Here is an 18,696-nt window from a genome sequence, read left to right on the forward strand (position 1 = left end):
ATACTGTTGACGCTCGAAGGATGCCTAAGGCGTCGACGGTCGAACCGCGCTTTTGAAACAAGGCGATTACAACTCGCTTCGTGATTTCTGAGACGTTTCGTTTGCAATTCTTTAGGTCAATGAATGTCCAATAACGAAAAAGAAATGGTCCGATTCTCTCAGGGCCGCAAAAACTTTGGCAAAGTAGACAACAAATCTATCAGTTGGAGCATGTTCAAGGACAAGTTCCGCAGGCCGACACGCACAGGCGAGCGGATGCGTGAATACCTCAAGTTGTCTGAGAAGGAGCAACGCGAACTGAAGTCGGTCGACGGCTACTGGATGCGGGCTCAAAACAAGGATGGAATCAGGAAGCGCGGCAACGCCGAGCCGTCCGATTTGATCTCTCTCGACTTCGACTATGCTACACCAGATTTCTTCGAGCTCGCCAAGGCGGGGAAGCTCCTACCGGGCGTTGAGCACTTTATTCAAACGAGCCGACGCCACACCGAAGAGCACCCGCGTTTCCGCCTCGTGATCTTCACCGCAGAACCCGTGCCGAACGACTACTACCCGGCTGTGTCCCGAATCGTTTCCAAGGCGATGGACCCGGAAATGGCACACGTCGATCAAGTCAGCTTCCGACCGGCGCAGATGATGTTCATGCCCACGGCCTGTAAAGACGGTGAATACATTTTCGAAGAAGTGATCGGCGAGCGCTATGACTGGCGGTCAGCTCTTGAAGAATTTGAACTCCTCAACGGCGACTGGCGCAATGTCCAGAACCTGCCAAAGTGTGTCGGTGAAGGCAAGCTGCGGCAGGCATCCGACAAAGCAGAGGACCCGACGACCAAAGAGGGTCCTGTGGGTGACTTCTGCCGAGCCTACGACGTGCCCAGCGCGATTGAAGAGTTCCTATCTGACGTCTACACGCCGGTCGACGATCCCAGCAACAAACCCCGATACACCTATCTAGGCGGTACGACCGTCAACGGTGCCGAGGTTCAGGACGACGGCCTATTCCTATACTCCCACCACGGCTCCGATCCGGCTTCCGACCAACTGGTCAATGCGTTCGATCTGGTCCGGCTCCACAAGTTCGGCCACGAGGACGAGGGATTCGACGGAGAGGACAAGAGCCCAAGCGCCTACCCGTCGTGGAAAGAGATGCTGGCGTTCTGCAACAAGGACGAAGGCTTTCAGAAAAGCCGGATGGCGTCCCGTTATGACGTTGAGGCGATGTTTGATGACGTCTGGGATGAAGACCAGATCGAAATTGAGGAAGCCACCGCAGACGCTGAAACCGAGAAGGCGATTGCTGAGCTCGTCGGCGACATCGAATCAGAATACCCGGAGCCCGAAGAGCTCTCCGCGATAGAGAACCCGCCCAGCGCCAAGCCCGCGCCCAAAGGCGTAGATAAACAGTCGGGTCATATCGGCATATCCACAGACGGAATCCCCTACCTGAAGCACAAGCGTAAACGGGCTGCTAAGCCGGACCCCGATTGGGTGTCCAAGCTGGAGGCCAACCCGAAGACAGGCGACATTGCCAACACGGTTGCAAACCTCGGGATGATCCTGAAGCACGACCTGCGCTTCCGCGACGCGATGGCCTACAATGAGTTCTCCCAAAAACCTGTGATGATTGTCCCGATCCGGCACAAGATTGATTGGCTCCCCTCCTTCCCGGTCGAAGAGCAGAACGAAATCGCAGGGCAGCCGTGGCGCGACGAGTACGACGCCTTGATGCGGATTATCCTTGAGACGCCCAACGGGCCGGGCCTGTCCGGCTGGGGCCTGACGGTCACAGATCGCAACCTCAAGGACGCTGTGCGGGTCATTGCACACGATCACAAGGTGCATCCGATCAAAGAGACCCTAAACAGCTTCACGCACGACGGAGAGAGACGTATTGAGCGCCTCTTCATCGACTACCTCGGTTGCCCAGACGACGCCTACCACAGGCAGGCCGCAAAGCTCTTCATGGTGGCCGCTGTCGCCCGTGTCTTCGAGCCGGGTCACAAGTTCGACTATGCGCCTGTCCTCGTCGGCGGGCAGGGTGTCCGCAAGTCAACGTTCGCCAAGGCGCTCGCTATGGGCTTCTTCGGGGAGCTGACCGCAGACTTCTCCGACGATCAGAAGCTCGCGGAGCAGATGCTCGGCAAGTGGATCATGGAGCTGCCCGAGCTGGTCTCTATGACACGCTCCGAGGTCGAACCGGCTAAAGCCTTCATCTCAGGCACGCACATGACGGTCCGGATGTCTTACGACAGGCACCCGACCGACTTCCCGCGTCAGACCGTCTTCATGGGCACGACGAACAACCATGACTTTCTGAAAGACGACACGGGCAACCGCCGTTTCTGGCCAATCCTCGTGACCGTCTCTTTCATCGACATCGACAAGCTGAAATCCAATCTTGCCCAGCTCTGGGCCGAGGCTCTGGCCGCTTACCGTGAAATGCGTTCGTTGCATCCTTACGGCGATCTGCCGCTCTTCTTGCAAGGTGACGAAGCCAACACGACCGCGAACGAACTCCAAGAAGCCAGCTTGCGCCCGTCCGAAGCGGACACTTTGGCAGAGCGGATCAAACCAATTCTTGACAGAAAAGTCGCTGAAGATGACTTCGACAACGTGAATGAGGGCGGAACTCCGGACATGGAACGCCGGACCGAGATTTCCCCAGCGATAATTATTGAAGAGCTGGGGGATGGCCGAGTTTCCACCCAATTGGTGGCGAACGCACTCGGAAAACTCGGCTGGGTGAAGTCTGGGGCCAAGAAAAGGCTCGGATCGGGCCGGAAATACACGGCAGTTTACACGCCGGGACCTATTCAGCTCGCACGATGGGCGGATGAAGACTCCCCCAGCGACCCTTTGGTCTAAATAATTAACGCAATTTACGGTGTGGGGGGCTTCGGCCTCCCTTTTTTTCACTTGGATCACCACTTGGATCACCACTTGGATCACCGTCTTTTGAGTCATGTAAATAAGGACTCTCGTAAGTTCAAACCGTGGCGGGAGCACCTAGAATGATCCAAGTGATCCAAGCAGTCCCATATGATTGATAGGAACGTATGTGCCCCGAAAAAACACAAAAAATTTAGGGGGTATGTTTTAGCCCTGTCTCAGTTAGGGAATCACTTGGATCACTTGGATCACTTGGATCAATACTAATAAAAACAATGGGTTATCGTGATCCAAGTGGTGATCCAAGTGGTTTTAGGGCTGTTCAAGTTGGATCAAGTTGAATGTTTTCAAGGGCTTAGACGAATTTTTCCCCGTATGAGCATTAATTCTGACCTATTTATCAATTATTGGTCGTCTGGGGACTTTTACTCGCGCTATTCCCCAGAAACGGAAAAAATATGCACAACAACTGAGTTTTCTGGAAAAATTTTGGAGCACCGGGCTCAGCGTCACCCCCCGGTGGACCTCTGAAACGAGGAAGGACCCAAGCGACCTGCCTCTTAATCATTTGTAATTGTCTGGCATACGCAGCAGCAGCCAAGGCTCGAAGAAAAGCATGAAGCACCACACGCAGTTCCCCGTTGTTAATCGGTTCGAAAAAGCTAACTTATCGAAAAATGATGGGAACCCCTGTGTTGGAAAATGCATTCAACAGCATCGACCGCGAATTTCGTAACGAAGGGGGGCGGGTGTTGGGACTGGATTATGCCGAACAGACGTATTGGGTTTTGTTCCTCAAGTACCTTGGGGACATCGGGCGGGAGCAGTAGAAGATAGACACATTACCATGACATTCAACGATTGCTTATGTCCGTGAGAATCAGCCCGGCCGGAGTTTGCGTTATTCGTCACCAAACGTCGGATCGAGGTAAGAGCTTCCCCATGTTACAAGACCTGTGGCTTAACGACATTGATGGTTTCGAGCGCTATCCAGCGACCCAGGTTGCCGGGCGGCCCAGCATCCGTAACCAGAAAATTTGGGCGGCCTTCGTCAATCAGACGCAGGACACGAACGCCTGCCATGTTGCGCTTGCAACCCGCTGACCGGCCATTCGCTACACCTTGACCAACGACTGCGTTTCTTCGGGCTTATGTGGACCACGAAATGCCGCGTACGCGTTAGTAACCCAGCTAAGTTCGCGCCTTGTCTGATCTACTGCTGTTGAATCAGTCCAATGAGCTCAGTACGAATGCTCTGCCAATCAGCGTTCAGATCCACCGTTGCTACTGTCACCGGGATTCCAAGTAAGCTGTACTTCAAATTAAGGGACTGCCCATTGGCAGGATAAATCAACAGACCTGAGACGGCTTGGGTTGGCTCGTTTTTAAGTACGTGAGCGAGATATGCAGACAGCTGATACAGATGAGCGGAATGCACCTTTGGTTTCCTCTGCCATGAAGTGAGCATGTTTCGATAGTACTTTGCATCGGCAACGATCGTCCGATGACCAGACCTCAATGTGATGTCAGTTCGCATCTCGGGAAGGTATGCGAGATCAGCCTCATTTTCGGCCTCTGCTTGCCAATACAATTTCTCGGCTGCCGCTGAGTATCCGGGCAATTCGGCGCGATAGAAGTTCCTAAGAAAGTCTTCGAAAACCGTCGGCATCCGCGTTTCGTCTTCTAGGATGCTTTTGAACTTCGAACCACTTCCTTGCTCGTCCGGCAACAACGCATGAAATACGAGCTCGCAGACACTGATAAGGAAACTGTATTGGGACGTGTTGCGTGACAGCTGTACGCGGTGGAACAAATTGGAGGATAGTCGGATGGGCGATACGCCGACCATGCGTTTTGCCGACATTTGAAGTTCATGTCGCAACTTATTTCTAACGTCTGAACAATTTGCCAAGTAGACCAGGCTGGCTTTCAAAATTTGGTTGTGGAGTACATCCGGTGTCAATTCGTCGAGATCGCAAACAGCAAACCCTCGCACCATCGTTTGCTGCTTAGTCATTACATCAATCCGGAGCTTACCTCTGGGTGACCGGGTTTCTTCCGTGACATCGACGTATCCTCGATCTAGCCCGCGCCTGAGAAGGCGATGAGCACCATCGTTCAGCACCTTTCCCAAGAGGTTTGGCAGGTCAGGGCTTTCGTCCGCGCCTACATCACGTGCGCTGCCGCTCTTGAAGTGCCCCCACGCATAGAGAAGTAGATAGTAGATGTTCCTGACAGGGATACTCATGCGCCTAGCTCAACAACCGGTCGCGCCAATCGTCGGCTTTCTCAGGTGCATCAAACCAATATTCTTCGAGGAGGGGATGAATTTCAGTTTCTACAATTCGGCGGTGCCATTCGTTGGGATCCGCTATCAGCTTTGAAGGTGTGAAGAAGCTGTGCCCAATGCGAAAGCCAGGGCCGAGGTTCGTTCGATCGGCCTCAATTTCCTGGTTAAGCGCAGCCATGCCACTTGTGATGCGGGTAACAAGATCCCCGTGAATGCCTTGCTGTTCAAGGTGCATGCGGAACTTTGATGATCCGTAAAGCGGTGCCATGGCTACAAATGCAAACCGACGTCGAAGCGCATAATCCACCAGGGACAATGAGCGATCAGCGGTATTCATCATTCCAAGGATGAAAAGGTTTTCTGGGACATAGAAGTCGGGTTCTCCGTCGCTCGCGTAGGCCAGTCGCGTTTTCCAGAGAGGCCCGCGCTTGTCGGGCTCGATCAAGAGCATCAATTCTCCAAAGATCTTCGAGAGATTGCCGCGGTTGATCTCATCAATAATAAAGACATACCTGCTATCTGGATCGCGTAACGCGCGGTCTCGGAACTCGTAGAAAGAGCCATTCTTGCGGTCAAATCCCTGCGCACCGTTAGGGCGATATCCTTGGACGAAGTCTTCATAACTGTAGGACTGATGGAACTGGACGGTTTGAATTTTGGTGTCGTCCTTAAACCCAATGAGGGCGTAGGCTAGGCGGCGCGCAATGAACGATTTCCCGACGCCAGGGGCGCCCTGAAGGATCAGGTTTTTCTTGTTTGACCAGATATCCAAGTAGCGCTCTACGTCCTCTGGTTCCAGGAACAGTTCGTTGAGCGCATCATCGATCGTGTAGGTGGGGACGACAAGCTTTGGGGCAATAGCAGCCTCTGGTAGGTCCGGCATGTCCACGAGGTTTCTCCCTGAAAGATCGAAGTAGGCTTTATTCAAAATGGCAACGAGCGCAGGGGGTGCTTCACTAAGATAAGCGCCTTGATTGAGATCAAGGTTCCGGTTGTAAAAGAGGCCCTTGCCCTGTGGGCTGTCGAGAAGCTCTAGTAGCGCTCTGCCGCATTCGTTGTCTGTCAGAAAAGCTGTTCGCGGCAGCTCGGGATCTTGGTTGCGGAAGTTACGAAGTTGTATTCTGTATCCCGGTTGCCCCGCCCAATCGGTGTGAGGTAGTCCAATAAAGGTGTCATCTACCTCTTGGTCTGCTTGCGAAACACCAGTGAACGCCGTGTTGTCAGTCAGATGGAGGACTATATCGCCTGGTTTCACTTGCCGCATGCTCGCATAAATATCGCCACCGCCTCTCGATTTCTGTGGCGACCATAGAGCTTCTCCAAGTCTGTCTGGGCCAGTTTGCCTGTCTTGACGGTTCTTAACTAAGGTCTTCTCGATCCAAACCGTTGGCGTGCGACCAGATCCACTTTCTAAGTCTTCCGTTTCCGCTGCAATTGGTAAGTCTAGCAGGCCGGTGGTTTGGCTCGTTGAATGCCAGTCACGGTCCATGAGCGGTTGGAATAAACGCGCCATCTTGCTGATTTCCGCGGCTAAGTCTGTCCCATCAACGTCATCTGCGAGTAGGTAACCGCTGATGCATCCGGCTGCGTTGCGTTTTCCATCGTCACTTTGAAGGTACTCAAGCCAGGCGTTTAGGTCGGAGAATTCTTGCTGTTTTGGAGGTAAGCGATGTTTCCTGCGATAGAACCATGCTCCGTCGGATTCGAGGTTACCTTGTATTCCATGGGCCTCGGCAGAGGCCGGCTTTGGGAGGTGATCAAATACGATCGGCGCCGCGGCTCGCACTAGATTTTTGATGTCCATGTTTGAGAAATCTTGAGGAGAGACGGACGCGCCATAGCCATATTCGATGCCGCGTTCTGAAACGATCATGAAAAGCTGTGGTATGCCGGCGAGATGCTCTGCGTTTGCGGCCAGTGTCACAGAAAACCAGAGGTCTTTCGGGATGCTACCTCGAACGCCGCTCTTGGTGTGGTAGCCAGAGGTTGTTCCGACCTTGTACTTTTCCGGTTTCTTGAGCTTGGACTTGAGCAGGTTTCCTAGCCCTTCCAATGCCCCAGATACTTGCAGGTAGGCTGCGAGTTCTGCTTCGGACAGTTCAGCGTACTTCTTTTTGGAACGAGAGCTGGCAATCAAGCGGACGTCTTCTGAGGTAATCGACAGTTGTGCAGCTGACGGAACATTGGCTGTTGTGGCTCCTTCTATTGTGCGGAACTCATATCCAAGTGCTTCCAATGGATTTTTGACTGGATGTTCACCACCAGGGAATTCGGTCGATGCGACTGCACCATAATCAGGAAATTGAATGCCATGTGCGACGCCGTATATCGCTTTAGAGTCATAAGCCTTGCCATCCCTCATGACGAAGTAGTGCAATGACTTGCCGAAGTTGTACTTCTCTAAAAATGCGTCTCGGCCAATCTTATCAAACTCATCCATCGCCGCTTCAACGGCTTGTTGGCTTGTGACTTTTTTCACCATATCGAATACAATTTCCTTAGCTTTTGATACGCAATTTCAACTTAAACCATCACAACCCAATCACGCACAGAATGCCAGGACGATAGTCATAGCGTCTAAGAGCCCTGCAGCACATTAATCACCATCAATGGCGCCCGCCTTGCAAGAACGACCTACCGCGTCTTCTATTTGACGATCCGGTCTCCACGCTTGCGAGCCTGGTCTTCGCAGGTCATGGACAGCTTCCAACCAATTTTTTCATGTGATGCGAGAGTTTTCGGGCATGGGTGGCCATATTTGTTTCCTAAGCCAAGTGAGACAACAGCTCTTCCATTCCGATTTCTTGGGTTAACAATGTTTCCAGAGACTGCTGCACCATGATGCGAAACGAAGAGTAGATCTGGCTTGCGATTACCTCGCGCTACGATCTTATCGTAGTCGGCGTCGCCCGGCATTAACGCTAATTTTCCGCCAGGTAAGTAAACGCGCAATGCTAACCCTGAATTGTTTCGTCTCTTCGCCTTGTTCTTCTCAGCTCCAGGATCGACATCGTGGAGTCTAAAGCAACCCAGTGTCCTCGGAATTTCACTTGAATACGCGTCGACGCCTATGCTGATCAATCGTTGGTCCCGATCTAATTCTAGCGCAATGCGGAGTGCACCAGGTCCTAAAACTTGTGCTGGGGTGGCCCAAATGCATTTTTTTAGATCTGGCCATTTGTAATAGCCGTGAAGGTGATCCCAGTCCCAATGCGATAGGACAACAATATCCGCCAAGTCCACTTTAGGTGGTTTTGCCGGATATGTTGCGTGGTTAAAGCCAATCGGCCAGCCGGCGTCGAAATGTAGAATAGGTGTGTTGTTTGCGGATAGTACGCTTGAGAAATTTGCATGGCCTACGTCGAAGATATGAATTTCTTCGGGTGTAGCTTTTGCAACTGTTCCCAGAAACTTTAGCAAACTATGAGCACTTGGCGACCCTTCGAACGAACGCCCGGCTGCAGCCAATGAAGATATCAGCACTTTGATTTCATTCGCCGACGCTCCAAGCGAAATTGGAGTATCCGGCTCAGAACCAAAAACGGTTATTTCCCTGAGAGTGAATTTTACTACATCGTTATAACCGTTGTCTCCCAATGGGCAAAATTGCGCTAAGGGACCAACGGTTGTCCGGTAAGCGTCGAGGGTAATGCTTACCCACTGTCCAATCCAGTCACTCGGTTGCTCAATTTCGATAGGCTCGTCTGCTATCTCTGCAAGTCGACGAGGCGTTGTCATTAGTCGAGCAAGCCCAAATTGCTTGGGCTGCCACGACATAAGCTGGTTCTTACCCCTAAGGGGTCCCGACCGTTCGTCGACAACGTCCAAGACGAAGGTCGATCTACTCAATGGGTTTTCAGAATGCCTGTGGACGCTTTCAATGCGACCAACGAGCTTTCTTTGTTCCCTGCCTTCAATTACTTTTCTCTGCATGAAGCTTTGTGTGCCAGTGGGACACTGTAGTTTCAAGCATAGGGATCATCCATCGCCGAAGAGGCCATCAGAGGGATCGCAAAGCTCTATGCTGTTGAGAAAGATGCGGGAGGCAAAGCGCCCCAAGAACGAACAGCACTACGGCAAGTGGATGCAAAACCGGTCTTTGATGATTTGGAAGAATGGCTGCACGCGCAACTGCGCAAGATATCGGGCAAGTGGCGACTGGTAAGGGCAATCCGTTACGCTCTGGGCCGCATGCCGAAGGCACGTGCATATCTGAGCAACGGCTCTCTGGAGTTGGACAACAACACAGCTGACCGACATGCGGCGGGGGTTCACGACGCTGGCGGCGCAGGCCGAACAAACGTAAGCGTTGCATGTGACCCCTCAGATTAAGTCTCCCACGGGCAATTGGGGGCGCTACATTGGCCTTATGGCCAATATGAAGAACAGAACTTGACTGTTTTCGGCCCTAAGCATGCGTAATTGGGCTGCCCTCTGTTCTGAGGTCGAGCTCCCGATAAGATTGCAGGATGACTGTGAACAAGGGAGCTGAGAAATGGAATATTTTGCCGGAATAGACGTGTCGCTGCGATCCTGTGCGCTTTGCATTGTTGATGGCAAGGGAAAGGTACTGCTTGAACGAGAGCTGCCATGCGAGGTCAGCGATATCACTAAATGCCTTGCTGAGTTTGCACATCCGATTGAACGGGTCGGCTTTGAAGCGGGCACGATGAGGCAGCACCTGTACTTCGATTTGACAGCAGAAGGCTTCGATGTGGTTTGCATGGAGGCGCGACAGGTGAATGCGGCGCTATCAGCAATGCGGAATAAAACTGACAAAAATGACGCACGCGGCATCGCGCAAGTCCTGCGCACCGGCTGGTTCAGCCCTGTGCATATGAAGAGCCGAGAGGCCCATGGTGTCCGTGCCTCGCTCAGCACACGCAAGGCGTAGCTGAAGAAAACGATGGATCTTATCAATGAAGTCCGTGGACTGCTGAAGATCTTCGGAATTCGCCTGCCCGTAACCGTAAAACACGGCAGCTTTGACGGCGTCGTACGACCATTGATTGAGATGGATGACGTTCTGGCGCATGCCTTGGTGCCACTTTTGGATGCACGTGTGGATTTGTATCAGCACTTTTTGAAACTGGATCGGCGCGTCAAACGCGCAGCGAGCCATGACGAAGTTTGTATGCGGATGATGACGGTACCAGGAATTGGTCCTATTGCATCCCTGACTTTCAAAGCCGCTGTGGACGATCCGATGCGCTTCAAACGATCTCGCACTGTTGGCGCGCATTTTTGGCTGACACCGCGACGATACCAGTCTGGTGAGCACGACAATCCTGGCCGCATATCGAAAGCGGGAGACGGAGACGTCCGCGCGACTTTGAACGCCGCGGCCAACGCTTTGCTCATGCAAACGTTGACCGGGTCTCAGATCAAATCGTGGGGAATGCGGTTGATGCGCGCACCAAGGGGCGTCGCCGCGCCGTTGTAGCTGTCGCACGCAAACTCGCCGTCTTGCTCCACCGGATGTGGATTGATGGCACGGAATTCCGTCAGGATCAGGTGGGAGGCAAAGCATGATCTAAAACGCTATCACCAACCTGACGGGGTCGTCCCTCACCGGACGAGGTTCGTGGAAGAAGCCGAAAATGGCTGTAGCGCAACTTGAAGCGCGTCTCTTAGCAAGGCTCTCCGCGTCCGATCCGACATATGCGTGCAGCGGTGCCATCACCGCATCAACCAGACTGCGAAGAGAAGCGTGACCCGGATGAGTGACAAAGACCCAAAAGAAAGAAGGAAAATGAGCTTGACCCAAACACCCAATTAGAGAAGCGGCCACTCAAGATAAGGCCCGATGCTGCGATGCAGCTCCCCCAAAGCGGCCGTCCAAATTTTCATCCAAGTCCCATCAGCATTGTGTAACGATAGCCGAGAATAATCAAAACCACCGATTTCAACTAACAACGGACATTCATGGCGACCGCAGCTAATTTAAGGTAAGATAGTAAATGATCGGCTACCCGACAGCATTGATGAACAGGGAACCATTCGGTTGGCGAGAAAGGACCGCTACAGCACAATTCCACAGATGGATTTGCGATGCGTGAACTACCAAGAGGGATCTTTGATGTATACGCGCTTGCTCTGCCAAGCGGACATGGCTTTGGACTCAGGCCTCCGGCTGGCGCATGGCAGAGCGACGACGGTTCATCGATTGGCATACTGACACGTGACATCGATAGTCATCAGCACGGAATAATCGTGATGCGTCAGCGATCTGATGACGTATGGGCCGAAATCGTCCGTGAAGACCATATCGGGACAAAAGAGGCTTGTACTGCTCAGCTCAAGGAATTTTTAAGCGACGGGCAAGCTCGAGTGCGTTTGCCCCCTAACACAGCTCCGAGGCCAGCCCTACACCATATTGGCAATCGGACACCCGGTTCATTGTTCGATGTCTTGAGAAAACCGACACACAGGATCGCCGCATGGACGATCAACCAATTGTACTTGGCGATGCCAAATCCCGATAAGAATTGGGTCAGCGACTGCCAAACAGCTAACTTCCACACACGTATGTGGGAGGCGCAACTATTGGCAAGCTTTCGCGAGCAGGGATTGTTGGTCACTCAAGACTATGTGTCACCTGATTTTCAAATTGAAAATCGGCTTGGCGGCAAAGCGACTGTTGAGGCTGTTACAGCAAACCCGACGATAGCCTATGATCATGTGAATACGCCACCAGGCCCGCTTCCTACTGAACGCGACGACATATTCTTCGGTACAGCGGCGGTTCGTTTTGCGAAAACGCTGCGTAGCAAGCTACAACGAGAATATCATCGATTGCCGCATGTTGTCGGAAAGCCATTTGTAATCGCACTCGCCGATTTTCATGCGCCTGCGTCTATGGTGTGGAGTCGAGAAGCGCTGATTGGATATCTTTATGGTTCAGGCGCAGCCGCGAGATTGCTCAACGGCAAAATGACCCCAGTCGAGACAACACGTGACAAGCTTTTGGGAAACGAGGGTATTCCAGCAGGTTTGTTCACCGATGAGCGGCAAAGCGATTTGTCCGCCGTCATATTTTCCAATGCGTGTTCAATTTCAAAACTCTATCGTGTCGGTATTTCCGCTGGCGCCCAAATGCCTGAATATCGCTATACCCGAGCGGGTCGATTGTTTGATCGAACCCCTGGCGCGCTAGAGGGCGTTCCCTTTTGCCACGATATTACGAGCAACGAGTATCGCGCCTATTGGCCACAAGGCTATGAGCCCTGGACAGCGGAAATGGAGGTGTTTCACAATCCACACGCTCTCCATCCAACACCACGCGAGCTTTTGCCAGAAGCCACTCATTGGTTCGAGCGAAACGGTGAGATCGAATGTGAAGCGTTCTATGAAACGTCTATTTTATGGTCGCAGACGATGATAACTGACAGCCACCAAAGGCAGCCAACACTTGATGATTTCTTGCCCACTGGAGGCACCGAACAATGATTGATGTCAATGCGATGCGGGACTTGGCCATTCAATTTAATGGCCTCCAAAGAGCGGACGAGTGCTATACGCTGTACTATGACGAGACAAACAACATACGAAAATTGCATATGAGGCCTGAGGGTCTGAATGTCAGGCAACTTGAGTGTTTCGTTCTGGGCGGTATTGGCCATGCAGGCCCAGCAATATCTTTTGACGTAGAAGGACTGCGTTCGTCTCTGAGAATTCAAGAGAACGCCAATGAGATCAAACTCAAGCATCTGGGTAAAGGTTCGTTTCTGGACCTGTTGAAATCCCGCAAAATTTCAACATTTCTGGATTGGGTAGAGAGCGAAGGCCTATTTGTGCATTTTCAGGTCTTCGACGTCATGTACTGGTCAATTGTTGACATCATAGACTCGATTGTCACGGAGCTGGATCAACCGATGCTGATGGCCATGTCACCAAATCTGAAGAATGATTTGTATTCTGCTCTTCGCAACGATTTGGATCACACTGTCTCAATTTTAAATGCACATGATTATCCAGATGTTGGTCGAGGTCGGCGACATGCCTTCATTGGTGAACTAATGTCATTAGTGGCGGCACATCGTGAACAGATGGAGCCATTTGGATACCAAATGCTCAAGGGGGTGTTGGAGATGTCAAAGACGATAACCTCTTTGCCGTATCTCGAAAACGAAGAACCCCGGGTTCTCGTTGACGGGTTCAGTGACTTCTACATCAACCGCATCTGCCTGTTTAAGTTTTCCTCGCATGTGCTCGATGTTGAGGAATTGGTGCAAGATCGTCTTTCGCGACAGCAGTTTGTTGATGCCGGAGCACCATTTAAGAATTATCAATTCGTGGATTCAACTGAGCATGTGGGCATACAAGTAGCAGACGTTGTCGTCGGACTGCTTGGTAAAGCGTTCACCTATGTCAACCGAACGGAAGTTGGTGACATTGTGTCTGATCGGTCCACTATGAACGACATCCAGAAAACAAATCTTTCAAGACTTTCCGAGCTTATTGATCGATCAATTGCTGAAAATGCGGCTTTTGCTCAATACATCATAAGTGGAACTGATCAGGTTCGAGCGCAAAACCTGTTTAGCTAAAAGAAGAACGCATAGACGTCTAAGCGATAGCTATAACACACCTGAGCACGTATCTAGAGTTGAGCAGTTTGAAGGAGTCTAAATGACAAAAGTGAAACGTGCACCGTCCTCCGGCGAACAAGCTGCCATTCGTGGTTACCAGAAACAATATGAGTATTCTGCCGCACGGATATATCGGTTCATGGCGGAAGGCGCTCTCGAGAGCCTGTGCCTATTGTCAAAAGAGGCGGGAGTTTTTGATGATCTGGTCATTTTGTTAGGATCACATGTCGAGGCAGTGCAAATCAAAAGCGAGCACAATGCGACGTATGTATCGCTCAAAACAGAGCTCGACGCTGACTTTCTAAGTTCGATGGTGAGTGCTTGGGAATCGCTAGAGAAGCAGTTTCAGCGCACTGTGCATTTGACCTACATATTTCCCGGTCTGTTCAGTACAAATGATACGAATCTCGCCAACGAAGATACTTCAGGAGCACGTCACAGCGCCGAGTTTGCACGCTTCATATCACGAGACGACTTGACGCCTGAGATCGTACAGTCGTCGGTTTGGTCTGACTTAATGACGCAAATGCTGGCCACCTCTCAGCTCAGCGAAGTCGAGTTCTTCGATTTTATCTGCAAGGTGACTTTCGAGGACGAACGGGCGTTGGTCAGAAATCAAATTGCAGCGTTCCATCAGGATGATCGCGGTAAAGTCGAGGAAATCCAAAATCTGCTACCCAATTTGGTGGCACATGCGTCGCCAGGCGATATTTGGACCGAGGTCGATCTGGTTAATCATCTAGGGTGGCAGTCGAGGCTTTCTCAACGAAACTCTCACGTCTTCCCAGTGCCTTCGGATTATCAAGAAAGCGCCTCAACTGCAGCCTTGCTACAGCGGATTGGTGAGCTCGATTCGGGGTATATCGCTCTTGTCGGTCCGCCGGGCACAGGAAAATCCACACTCTTGCAACGGGAGCTGCATTCTATTGACGAATACCGCGTTGCACGATACTTGGCCTTCCACCCTGACAAGCGGCATGGGCTTGGTCGCGCCGAAGCAGTGGAATTTTTTAATGACACCATAGCAGATCTCTATTCACAAGGAATCGGAGGATCACGCTATCGAAGCGATAGCTTAGCAGGACTACGGCAAGAATTCGGTAGACAACTAGGCATCGCGAGCTCTGAATTCCAAAAGACCGGACGAAAAACGATCATAGCAATTGATGGTCTTGATCACGTGCCCCGCGAAGAAACACCGCAAGTCAGTTTTCTTCAGGAGCTACCGGCAGCCAGTGCAATTCCAGAAGGCGTTCTCATCGTGCTGGGCACTCAACGGCTTGAATTACCAGGAATCGCTCCGACAATCCTCCAACAACTGGGCCAAGAGCGCCGAACGATCACGATTGAGCCACTCACAAGGAGAGCTATAGCGGAGCTCGCCGATAAGGCCGGACTGCCGAATTTTGTAGATCGATCAAGTCTGTACGACTGCTGCGATGGGCATCCATTGTCAGCACGTTACTATGTGGAGGCATTGAGCTCGGTAGATACGAAAGAAGATGCGATACGGATACTGGGACAGGATGGTCTCGGGCAGAGCATTGAACAAATATACGAACGTGTTTGGCAAAAGATCGAGCAAGCGGCAGACGCAAAACCTGCGCTGGCTCTACTGGCCCGAGCGGAGGCAAACCTATCTTGTGAGCAGCTTGCAAGTGTTACAAGTGATCAAACCGTTGAACTTGTTCTTCGCGATGCTGGTTTTCTACTTAAGCGCTCGGGTGGCAATCGACTTGCGATTTTCCACAATAGCTTCCGACTGTTTGTCTCTCGAGCTACCGCGACCCGTTTTGGAAGTTTCGACGAAGCCTTGGACGCGGAGTTTCAAACAAAGCTCGCGTCTATCGCCGACCATGCACCGCCGGATGATACCCAACACTGGTATAGGCTTAGATATCTGTTTCGCGCGCGCAAATATCATGATGTGGTCAAACTGGGTGAAGCGGCGTATTTTAGAATGTCAATTAGGGCACTGCGCCCTGAAGAAGAGGTCTATACAGATCTACGCCTTGTCTTCGGCGCTGTTCATGAAACGAAAAACCGAGTTTCCCTCCTTAGAACTCTACTGATCCATAAGGAAGTGAGCTATCGCTTCGAAGCAGTTAGCGAGATCGATTTTGTCGATTTGTTGCAAGATCTGGAAGAACCAGATCGGGCCTTCGATCACGCCTTGGCAACAGGCGATACTAGCGAGGGTTGGCTCCATTTAGTCGACTACTTTTGGGACACGGGACAACACGACATTGCTCGACAACTGTTCGAGGCCAATGAGCCTCTAGAACTATTTTACGGCGAAGATGGCTTTGATCCCCATCAGCAAATGGATCTTGCAGAAGGCTGGATCGAGCGTGCTCACCGTTTCAGACCGGTAGATAAGCTGCTCGGCCTCGTAGAAGGCCTTGTCGTTCGTCGTCCCGCTCACAGAGCTCAGGATGATGAAGACGATTCTTGGGCTTCTGGACGGCTAAAATTTCATCTCGCGTTGGGCATGCTTAGTGACGGCACTGACAACGACTTGGCAAGCTTGCATTCTCACCTAGGGCTTAGCGATGAAGAATCCGCCACTTTGGCTGTTCATGCGGCAGAACAATCACTTGCATCTGGTGACACTGGGCAGGCTCTGGAGCTGCTGACTTTCGCGAAGAATTCCGGCTCGCTAAGCACAGCGCATCAATCTTGGCGGCGAGCTGCGGCCCAGCTTGCGCTGAAGCTTGGTGATACAGGTTTTGCAAAAGAGATGACGGCAAGTCTGATCGTTCCCCGCCTAGACCGAGAAGCCATGAGCCCTGATATGCGGCAGCTTGCTATGGCAATAATCGAGACAGAGCGCCTGGCCGCTTCACTGGATATGGCGTTGCCCGAAGAGCCTCGCAGAGAACAGCTGGAGCCCAGTCAGCTTCTGGCCAATGCGCATGCAAATTCGAGACGCTTGGGGCGGTTGCGAGGATTAGCCGATCAGCAAGCTCCGGGTGTCACCTCCAACGAGCTCCGAACGATAGTCTTGTACTTTTCTTCAGCAAAGCCCGATCGTGGAGATTTTGATGGCCACAAATACTTCGCTTTACTTCCAATCATAGCAAATCAAGTGCTGAAAGCCGCCTTCGATGCTGGAGAGGATTGTCTGAAGGCCATCGTATCACTGATCGATAATCTCATGGATGATGACGCCAGCAATTTTTCAGGCTCAAATGGGTTTCGACTAGCTTTCGCTACCAACACCTTCAAAATTGACAGTCATGCAGATCAAGCGGCGGATAGAATTAGGGCTGTAGAAGATACTGAGCAATTTTTTCACACGCCGCATAAAGCAGCAGAATTCTTCGTTTCTGTAGCACGCGCATACTGTAGTATTGGCCGAGCTGATCTCGCGAAAGCCAGTCTGAGCGCGATGCATGACCAGACCTTTGGGTACTGGTTGCGGGCCAAGAAAGAACCACAATACGATTACTGGAAGTGGGTCTACAGGAAAGCATGCGATGAGTGCCCCGAAGTTATGGAAAATGGGGCGCTTTCTTTTGCGCAATTTCTCCTTGGCATGGAAGAAACCGAAGGAAAGGGTACTGCTTACAGGGTTTATCGGTGCCTTGTTGAAGAACTTTCGTTTAGTCCTTCGGTGACTGCTGGAATCGTATCAAGGCTCCTAGATAGCGATCTGGTCACTTGGGCAGGAATTTTCGAAGCCGCCTTAGTATCTGTTGTGAAAGGAGATCCAGCTCTCGCTCCGCTGGCCGTAGTCGCGAGCGCACGATTGATTGTGCCATTCGCTGAAGACGGGTTACCGCGGCTACTTGAAACTGCGTTACCGCTTATGTCCGAACAGGAACGAGCCCAACCCATTGAAGTGCTTATTCAAAGCGTTGAACGTTGGTGCCCGCCGTCAAAACGCGAGCTCATTATTGAAGCCGTTATTGAGCATGCGCCTGAGATGCACGACGCAGTGAAACCGTCGCTTCAGAAAGCGGCTCAGATAGCCAGAGAGTTGCGACAAATAACGCATGGGGAACCTCGAAAAAGTAACAGCGAAAAAGGATATTCAAGCGAAATAAATGTCGGCTCCCTGAGCGAGCTCATTGCCTACGGTGACGGCAAAAGCACCTACGGTGGTGGCGTCGACTATAGCTATGCGAAAGCTGCGGAAACGCTGATCCCTGAGGCGACGGAGCCCGAGATTCTTGGATTTCTTGAGGTGCGGCCTCAAATTGAAGCAAGTGCTAAGTGTATGGTTGCTGTCGCACGGTACTTTATGACTAATGGCAAGCGCCCTCAGGCTGAAACATACTTAGAAAAGGCCAAGCAAGCATCTGTCAACGGTCACTGGTCAAGCTTCATGGGGGGGGAGAAGCTAGAAGTGCAACGGCTGATCGCAGAGTTTTCTCCTGAGAGTGCGGCGGCTATTGCCTTTGACGCGCTGACAAGCGAGCTCGCGCGAGGGGCAACAGATGCGGGATCACTGTTCATCAATTTGGATGAGGTATTAGAGTTGGTTTCCAATGAAATTCCAACTTCCGAATACTGGAATGAAACCCAAACTCACTTAGAAAACTACAGAGAATTCCAATTGGCGCTGCCTGTTTCGAAGAACGTAGCCGTAGACAATGCATCCCACCTTCTTGCCTTCCTTATAGCACAAAGCTTCAGCTTGGGATGCCCAGAAGTCACTCTACATGCTCGTGAGGCTGTAGCAGACGTTGCAAGCATCGCTAGTGATCCTGAAGTGCTCGAAAAAGTATTTGAGTTTTTGCATCCTCTCCCCGACGGAAAAAGAGAAGCAGTCGCATTAGCTTCACGTCTAGCTGGACCTGTCGCGGTTTGATGCCGCTCCTTTGATAGCATTTACTGCAACAAAGGAGATGAACTATGGGACTGAAACGTACGGACGAATTTCGCCAAGATGCGGTGCGGATTGCATTGACCAGTGGGCTA

At 51.7% G+C, this 18,696-nt stretch carries 11 protein-coding genes and 1 pseudogene; 9 read left to right on the forward strand and 3 right to left on the reverse strand.

Translation table 11 applies throughout. The annotated features are described in order from the left end of the window. Window positions 1-123: 123 nt before the first annotated feature. The 3 genes from MWU61_RS18500 (at window position 124) to MWU61_RS18505 (ending at window position 3,993) form a co-directional block, all read left to right on the forward strand. A complete protein-coding gene (locus tag MWU61_RS18500) occupies window positions 124-2,865 on the forward strand; it encodes a virulence-associated E family protein (RefSeq protein WP_247129948.1) in 2,742 nt (913 codons plus the stop codon). A 719-nt stretch (window positions 2,866-3,584) separates the two neighbouring features. Continuing rightward, window positions 3,585-3,719 carry a hypothetical protein gene (locus MWU61_RS19810; RefSeq protein ID WP_281502259.1) on the forward strand — a complete coding sequence of 45 codons (135 nt, stop codon included), beginning with the start codon at window positions 3,585-3,587 and terminating at the stop codon, window positions 3,717-3,719. Between the two features lie 112 nt (window positions 3,720-3,831). Beyond that, window positions 3,832-3,993 carry a hypothetical protein gene (locus tag MWU61_RS18505; RefSeq protein WP_247129949.1) on the forward strand — a complete coding sequence of 54 codons (162 nt, stop codon included), beginning with the start codon at window positions 3,832-3,834 and terminating at the stop codon, window positions 3,991-3,993. 109 nt (window positions 3,994-4,102) lie between these two features. Here MWU61_RS18505 and MWU61_RS18510 read toward each other — a convergent pair whose 3' ends face one another. From MWU61_RS18510 to MWU61_RS18520, 3 genes are all read right to left on the reverse strand, one after another. Then, a complete protein-coding gene (locus tag MWU61_RS18510) occupies window positions 4,103-5,137 on the reverse strand; it encodes a hypothetical protein (RefSeq protein WP_247129950.1) in 1,035 nt (344 codons plus the stop codon). A gap of 4 nt (window positions 5,138-5,141) precedes the next feature. Continuing rightward, on the reverse strand, window positions 5,142-7,661 hold the full coding sequence (locus tag MWU61_RS18515) for an AAA family ATPase (RefSeq protein ID WP_247129951.1): 2,520 nt from the start codon (window positions 7,659-7,661) through the stop codon (window positions 5,142-5,144). A 164-nt stretch (window positions 7,662-7,825) separates the two neighbouring features. Further along, window positions 7,826-8,956 (reverse strand): hypothetical protein, encoded by a 1,131-nt coding sequence (locus tag MWU61_RS18520; protein ID WP_247129952.1) that lies wholly within the window; start codon window positions 8,954-8,956, stop codon window positions 7,826-7,828. Window positions 8,957-9,163: 207 nt separating this feature from the next. Here MWU61_RS18520 and MWU61_RS18525 point away from each other — a divergent pair. From MWU61_RS18525 to MWU61_RS18550, 6 genes and pseudogenes are all read left to right on the forward strand, one after another. Next, window positions 9,164-9,436: pseudogene (locus MWU61_RS18525) on the forward strand (transposase); the annotation flags it as partial. Window positions 9,437-9,674: 238 nt separating this feature from the next. Beyond that, window positions 9,675-10,073 (forward strand): transposase, encoded by a 399-nt coding sequence (locus MWU61_RS18530; RefSeq protein WP_247129953.1) that lies wholly within the window; start codon window positions 9,675-9,677, stop codon window positions 10,071-10,073. Window positions 10,074-10,085: 12 nt separating this feature from the next. After that, on the forward strand, window positions 10,086-10,622 hold the full coding sequence (locus tag MWU61_RS18535) for a transposase (protein ID WP_247129954.1): 537 nt from the start codon (window positions 10,086-10,088) through the stop codon (window positions 10,620-10,622). A 608-nt stretch (window positions 10,623-11,230) separates the two neighbouring features. Further along, window positions 11,231-12,628 (forward strand): hypothetical protein, encoded by a 1,398-nt coding sequence (locus MWU61_RS18540; RefSeq protein WP_247129955.1) that lies wholly within the window; start codon window positions 11,231-11,233, stop codon window positions 12,626-12,628. Beyond that, window positions 12,625-13,728, forward strand: coding sequence for a DUF3800 domain-containing protein (locus MWU61_RS18545; RefSeq protein WP_247129956.1), 1,104 nt, complete (start codon window positions 12,625-12,627; stop codon window positions 13,726-13,728). The genes MWU61_RS18540 and MWU61_RS18545 overlap by 4 nt, the downstream gene beginning before the upstream one ends. 82 nt (window positions 13,729-13,810) lie before the next feature. Continuing rightward, on the forward strand, window positions 13,811-18,586 hold the full coding sequence (locus MWU61_RS18550) for an ATP-binding protein (protein ID WP_247129957.1): 4,776 nt from the start codon (window positions 13,811-13,813) through the stop codon (window positions 18,584-18,586). Window positions 18,587-18,696 lie beyond the last annotated feature (110 nt).

This window comes from Loktanella sp. F6476L, from assembly GCF_023015725.1.
Lineage (GTDB): Bacteria > Pseudomonadota > Alphaproteobacteria > Rhodobacterales > Rhodobacteraceae > Yoonia.

Bases quoted from the DNA above. Each gene is read 5' to 3' on its own strand.
- MWU61_RS18500 (WP_247129948.1), top strand. From the start codon at position 124: ATGTCCAATAACGAAAAAGAAATGGTCCGATTCTCTCAGGGCCGCAAA.
- MWU61_RS18550 (WP_247129957.1), top strand. From the start codon at position 13,811: ATGACAAAAGTGAAACGTGCACCGTCCTCCGGCGAACAAGCTGCCATT.
- MWU61_RS18530 (WP_247129953.1), top strand. From the start codon at position 9,675: ATGGAATATTTTGCCGGAATAGACGTGTCGCTGCGATCCTGTGCGCTT.
- MWU61_RS18505 (WP_247129949.1), top strand. From the start codon at position 3,832: ATGTTACAAGACCTGTGGCTTAACGACATTGATGGTTTCGAGCGCTAT.
- MWU61_RS18510 (WP_247129950.1), bottom strand. From the start codon at position 5,137: ATGAGTATCCCTGTCAGGAACATCTACTATCTACTTCTCTATGCGTGG.
- MWU61_RS18545 (WP_247129956.1), top strand. From the start codon at position 12,625: ATGATTGATGTCAATGCGATGCGGGACTTGGCCATTCAATTTAATGGC.
- MWU61_RS18535 (WP_247129954.1), top strand. From the start codon at position 10,086: ATGGATCTTATCAATGAAGTCCGTGGACTGCTGAAGATCTTCGGAATT.
- MWU61_RS18520 (WP_247129952.1), bottom strand. From the start codon at position 8,956: ATGTCGTGGCAGCCCAAGCAATTTGGGCTTGCTCGACTAATGACAACG.
- MWU61_RS18540 (WP_247129955.1), top strand. From the start codon at position 11,231: ATGCGTGAACTACCAAGAGGGATCTTTGATGTATACGCGCTTGCTCTG.
- MWU61_RS18515 (WP_247129951.1), bottom strand. From the start codon at position 7,661: ATGGTGAAAAAAGTCACAAGCCAACAAGCCGTTGAAGCGGCGATGGAT.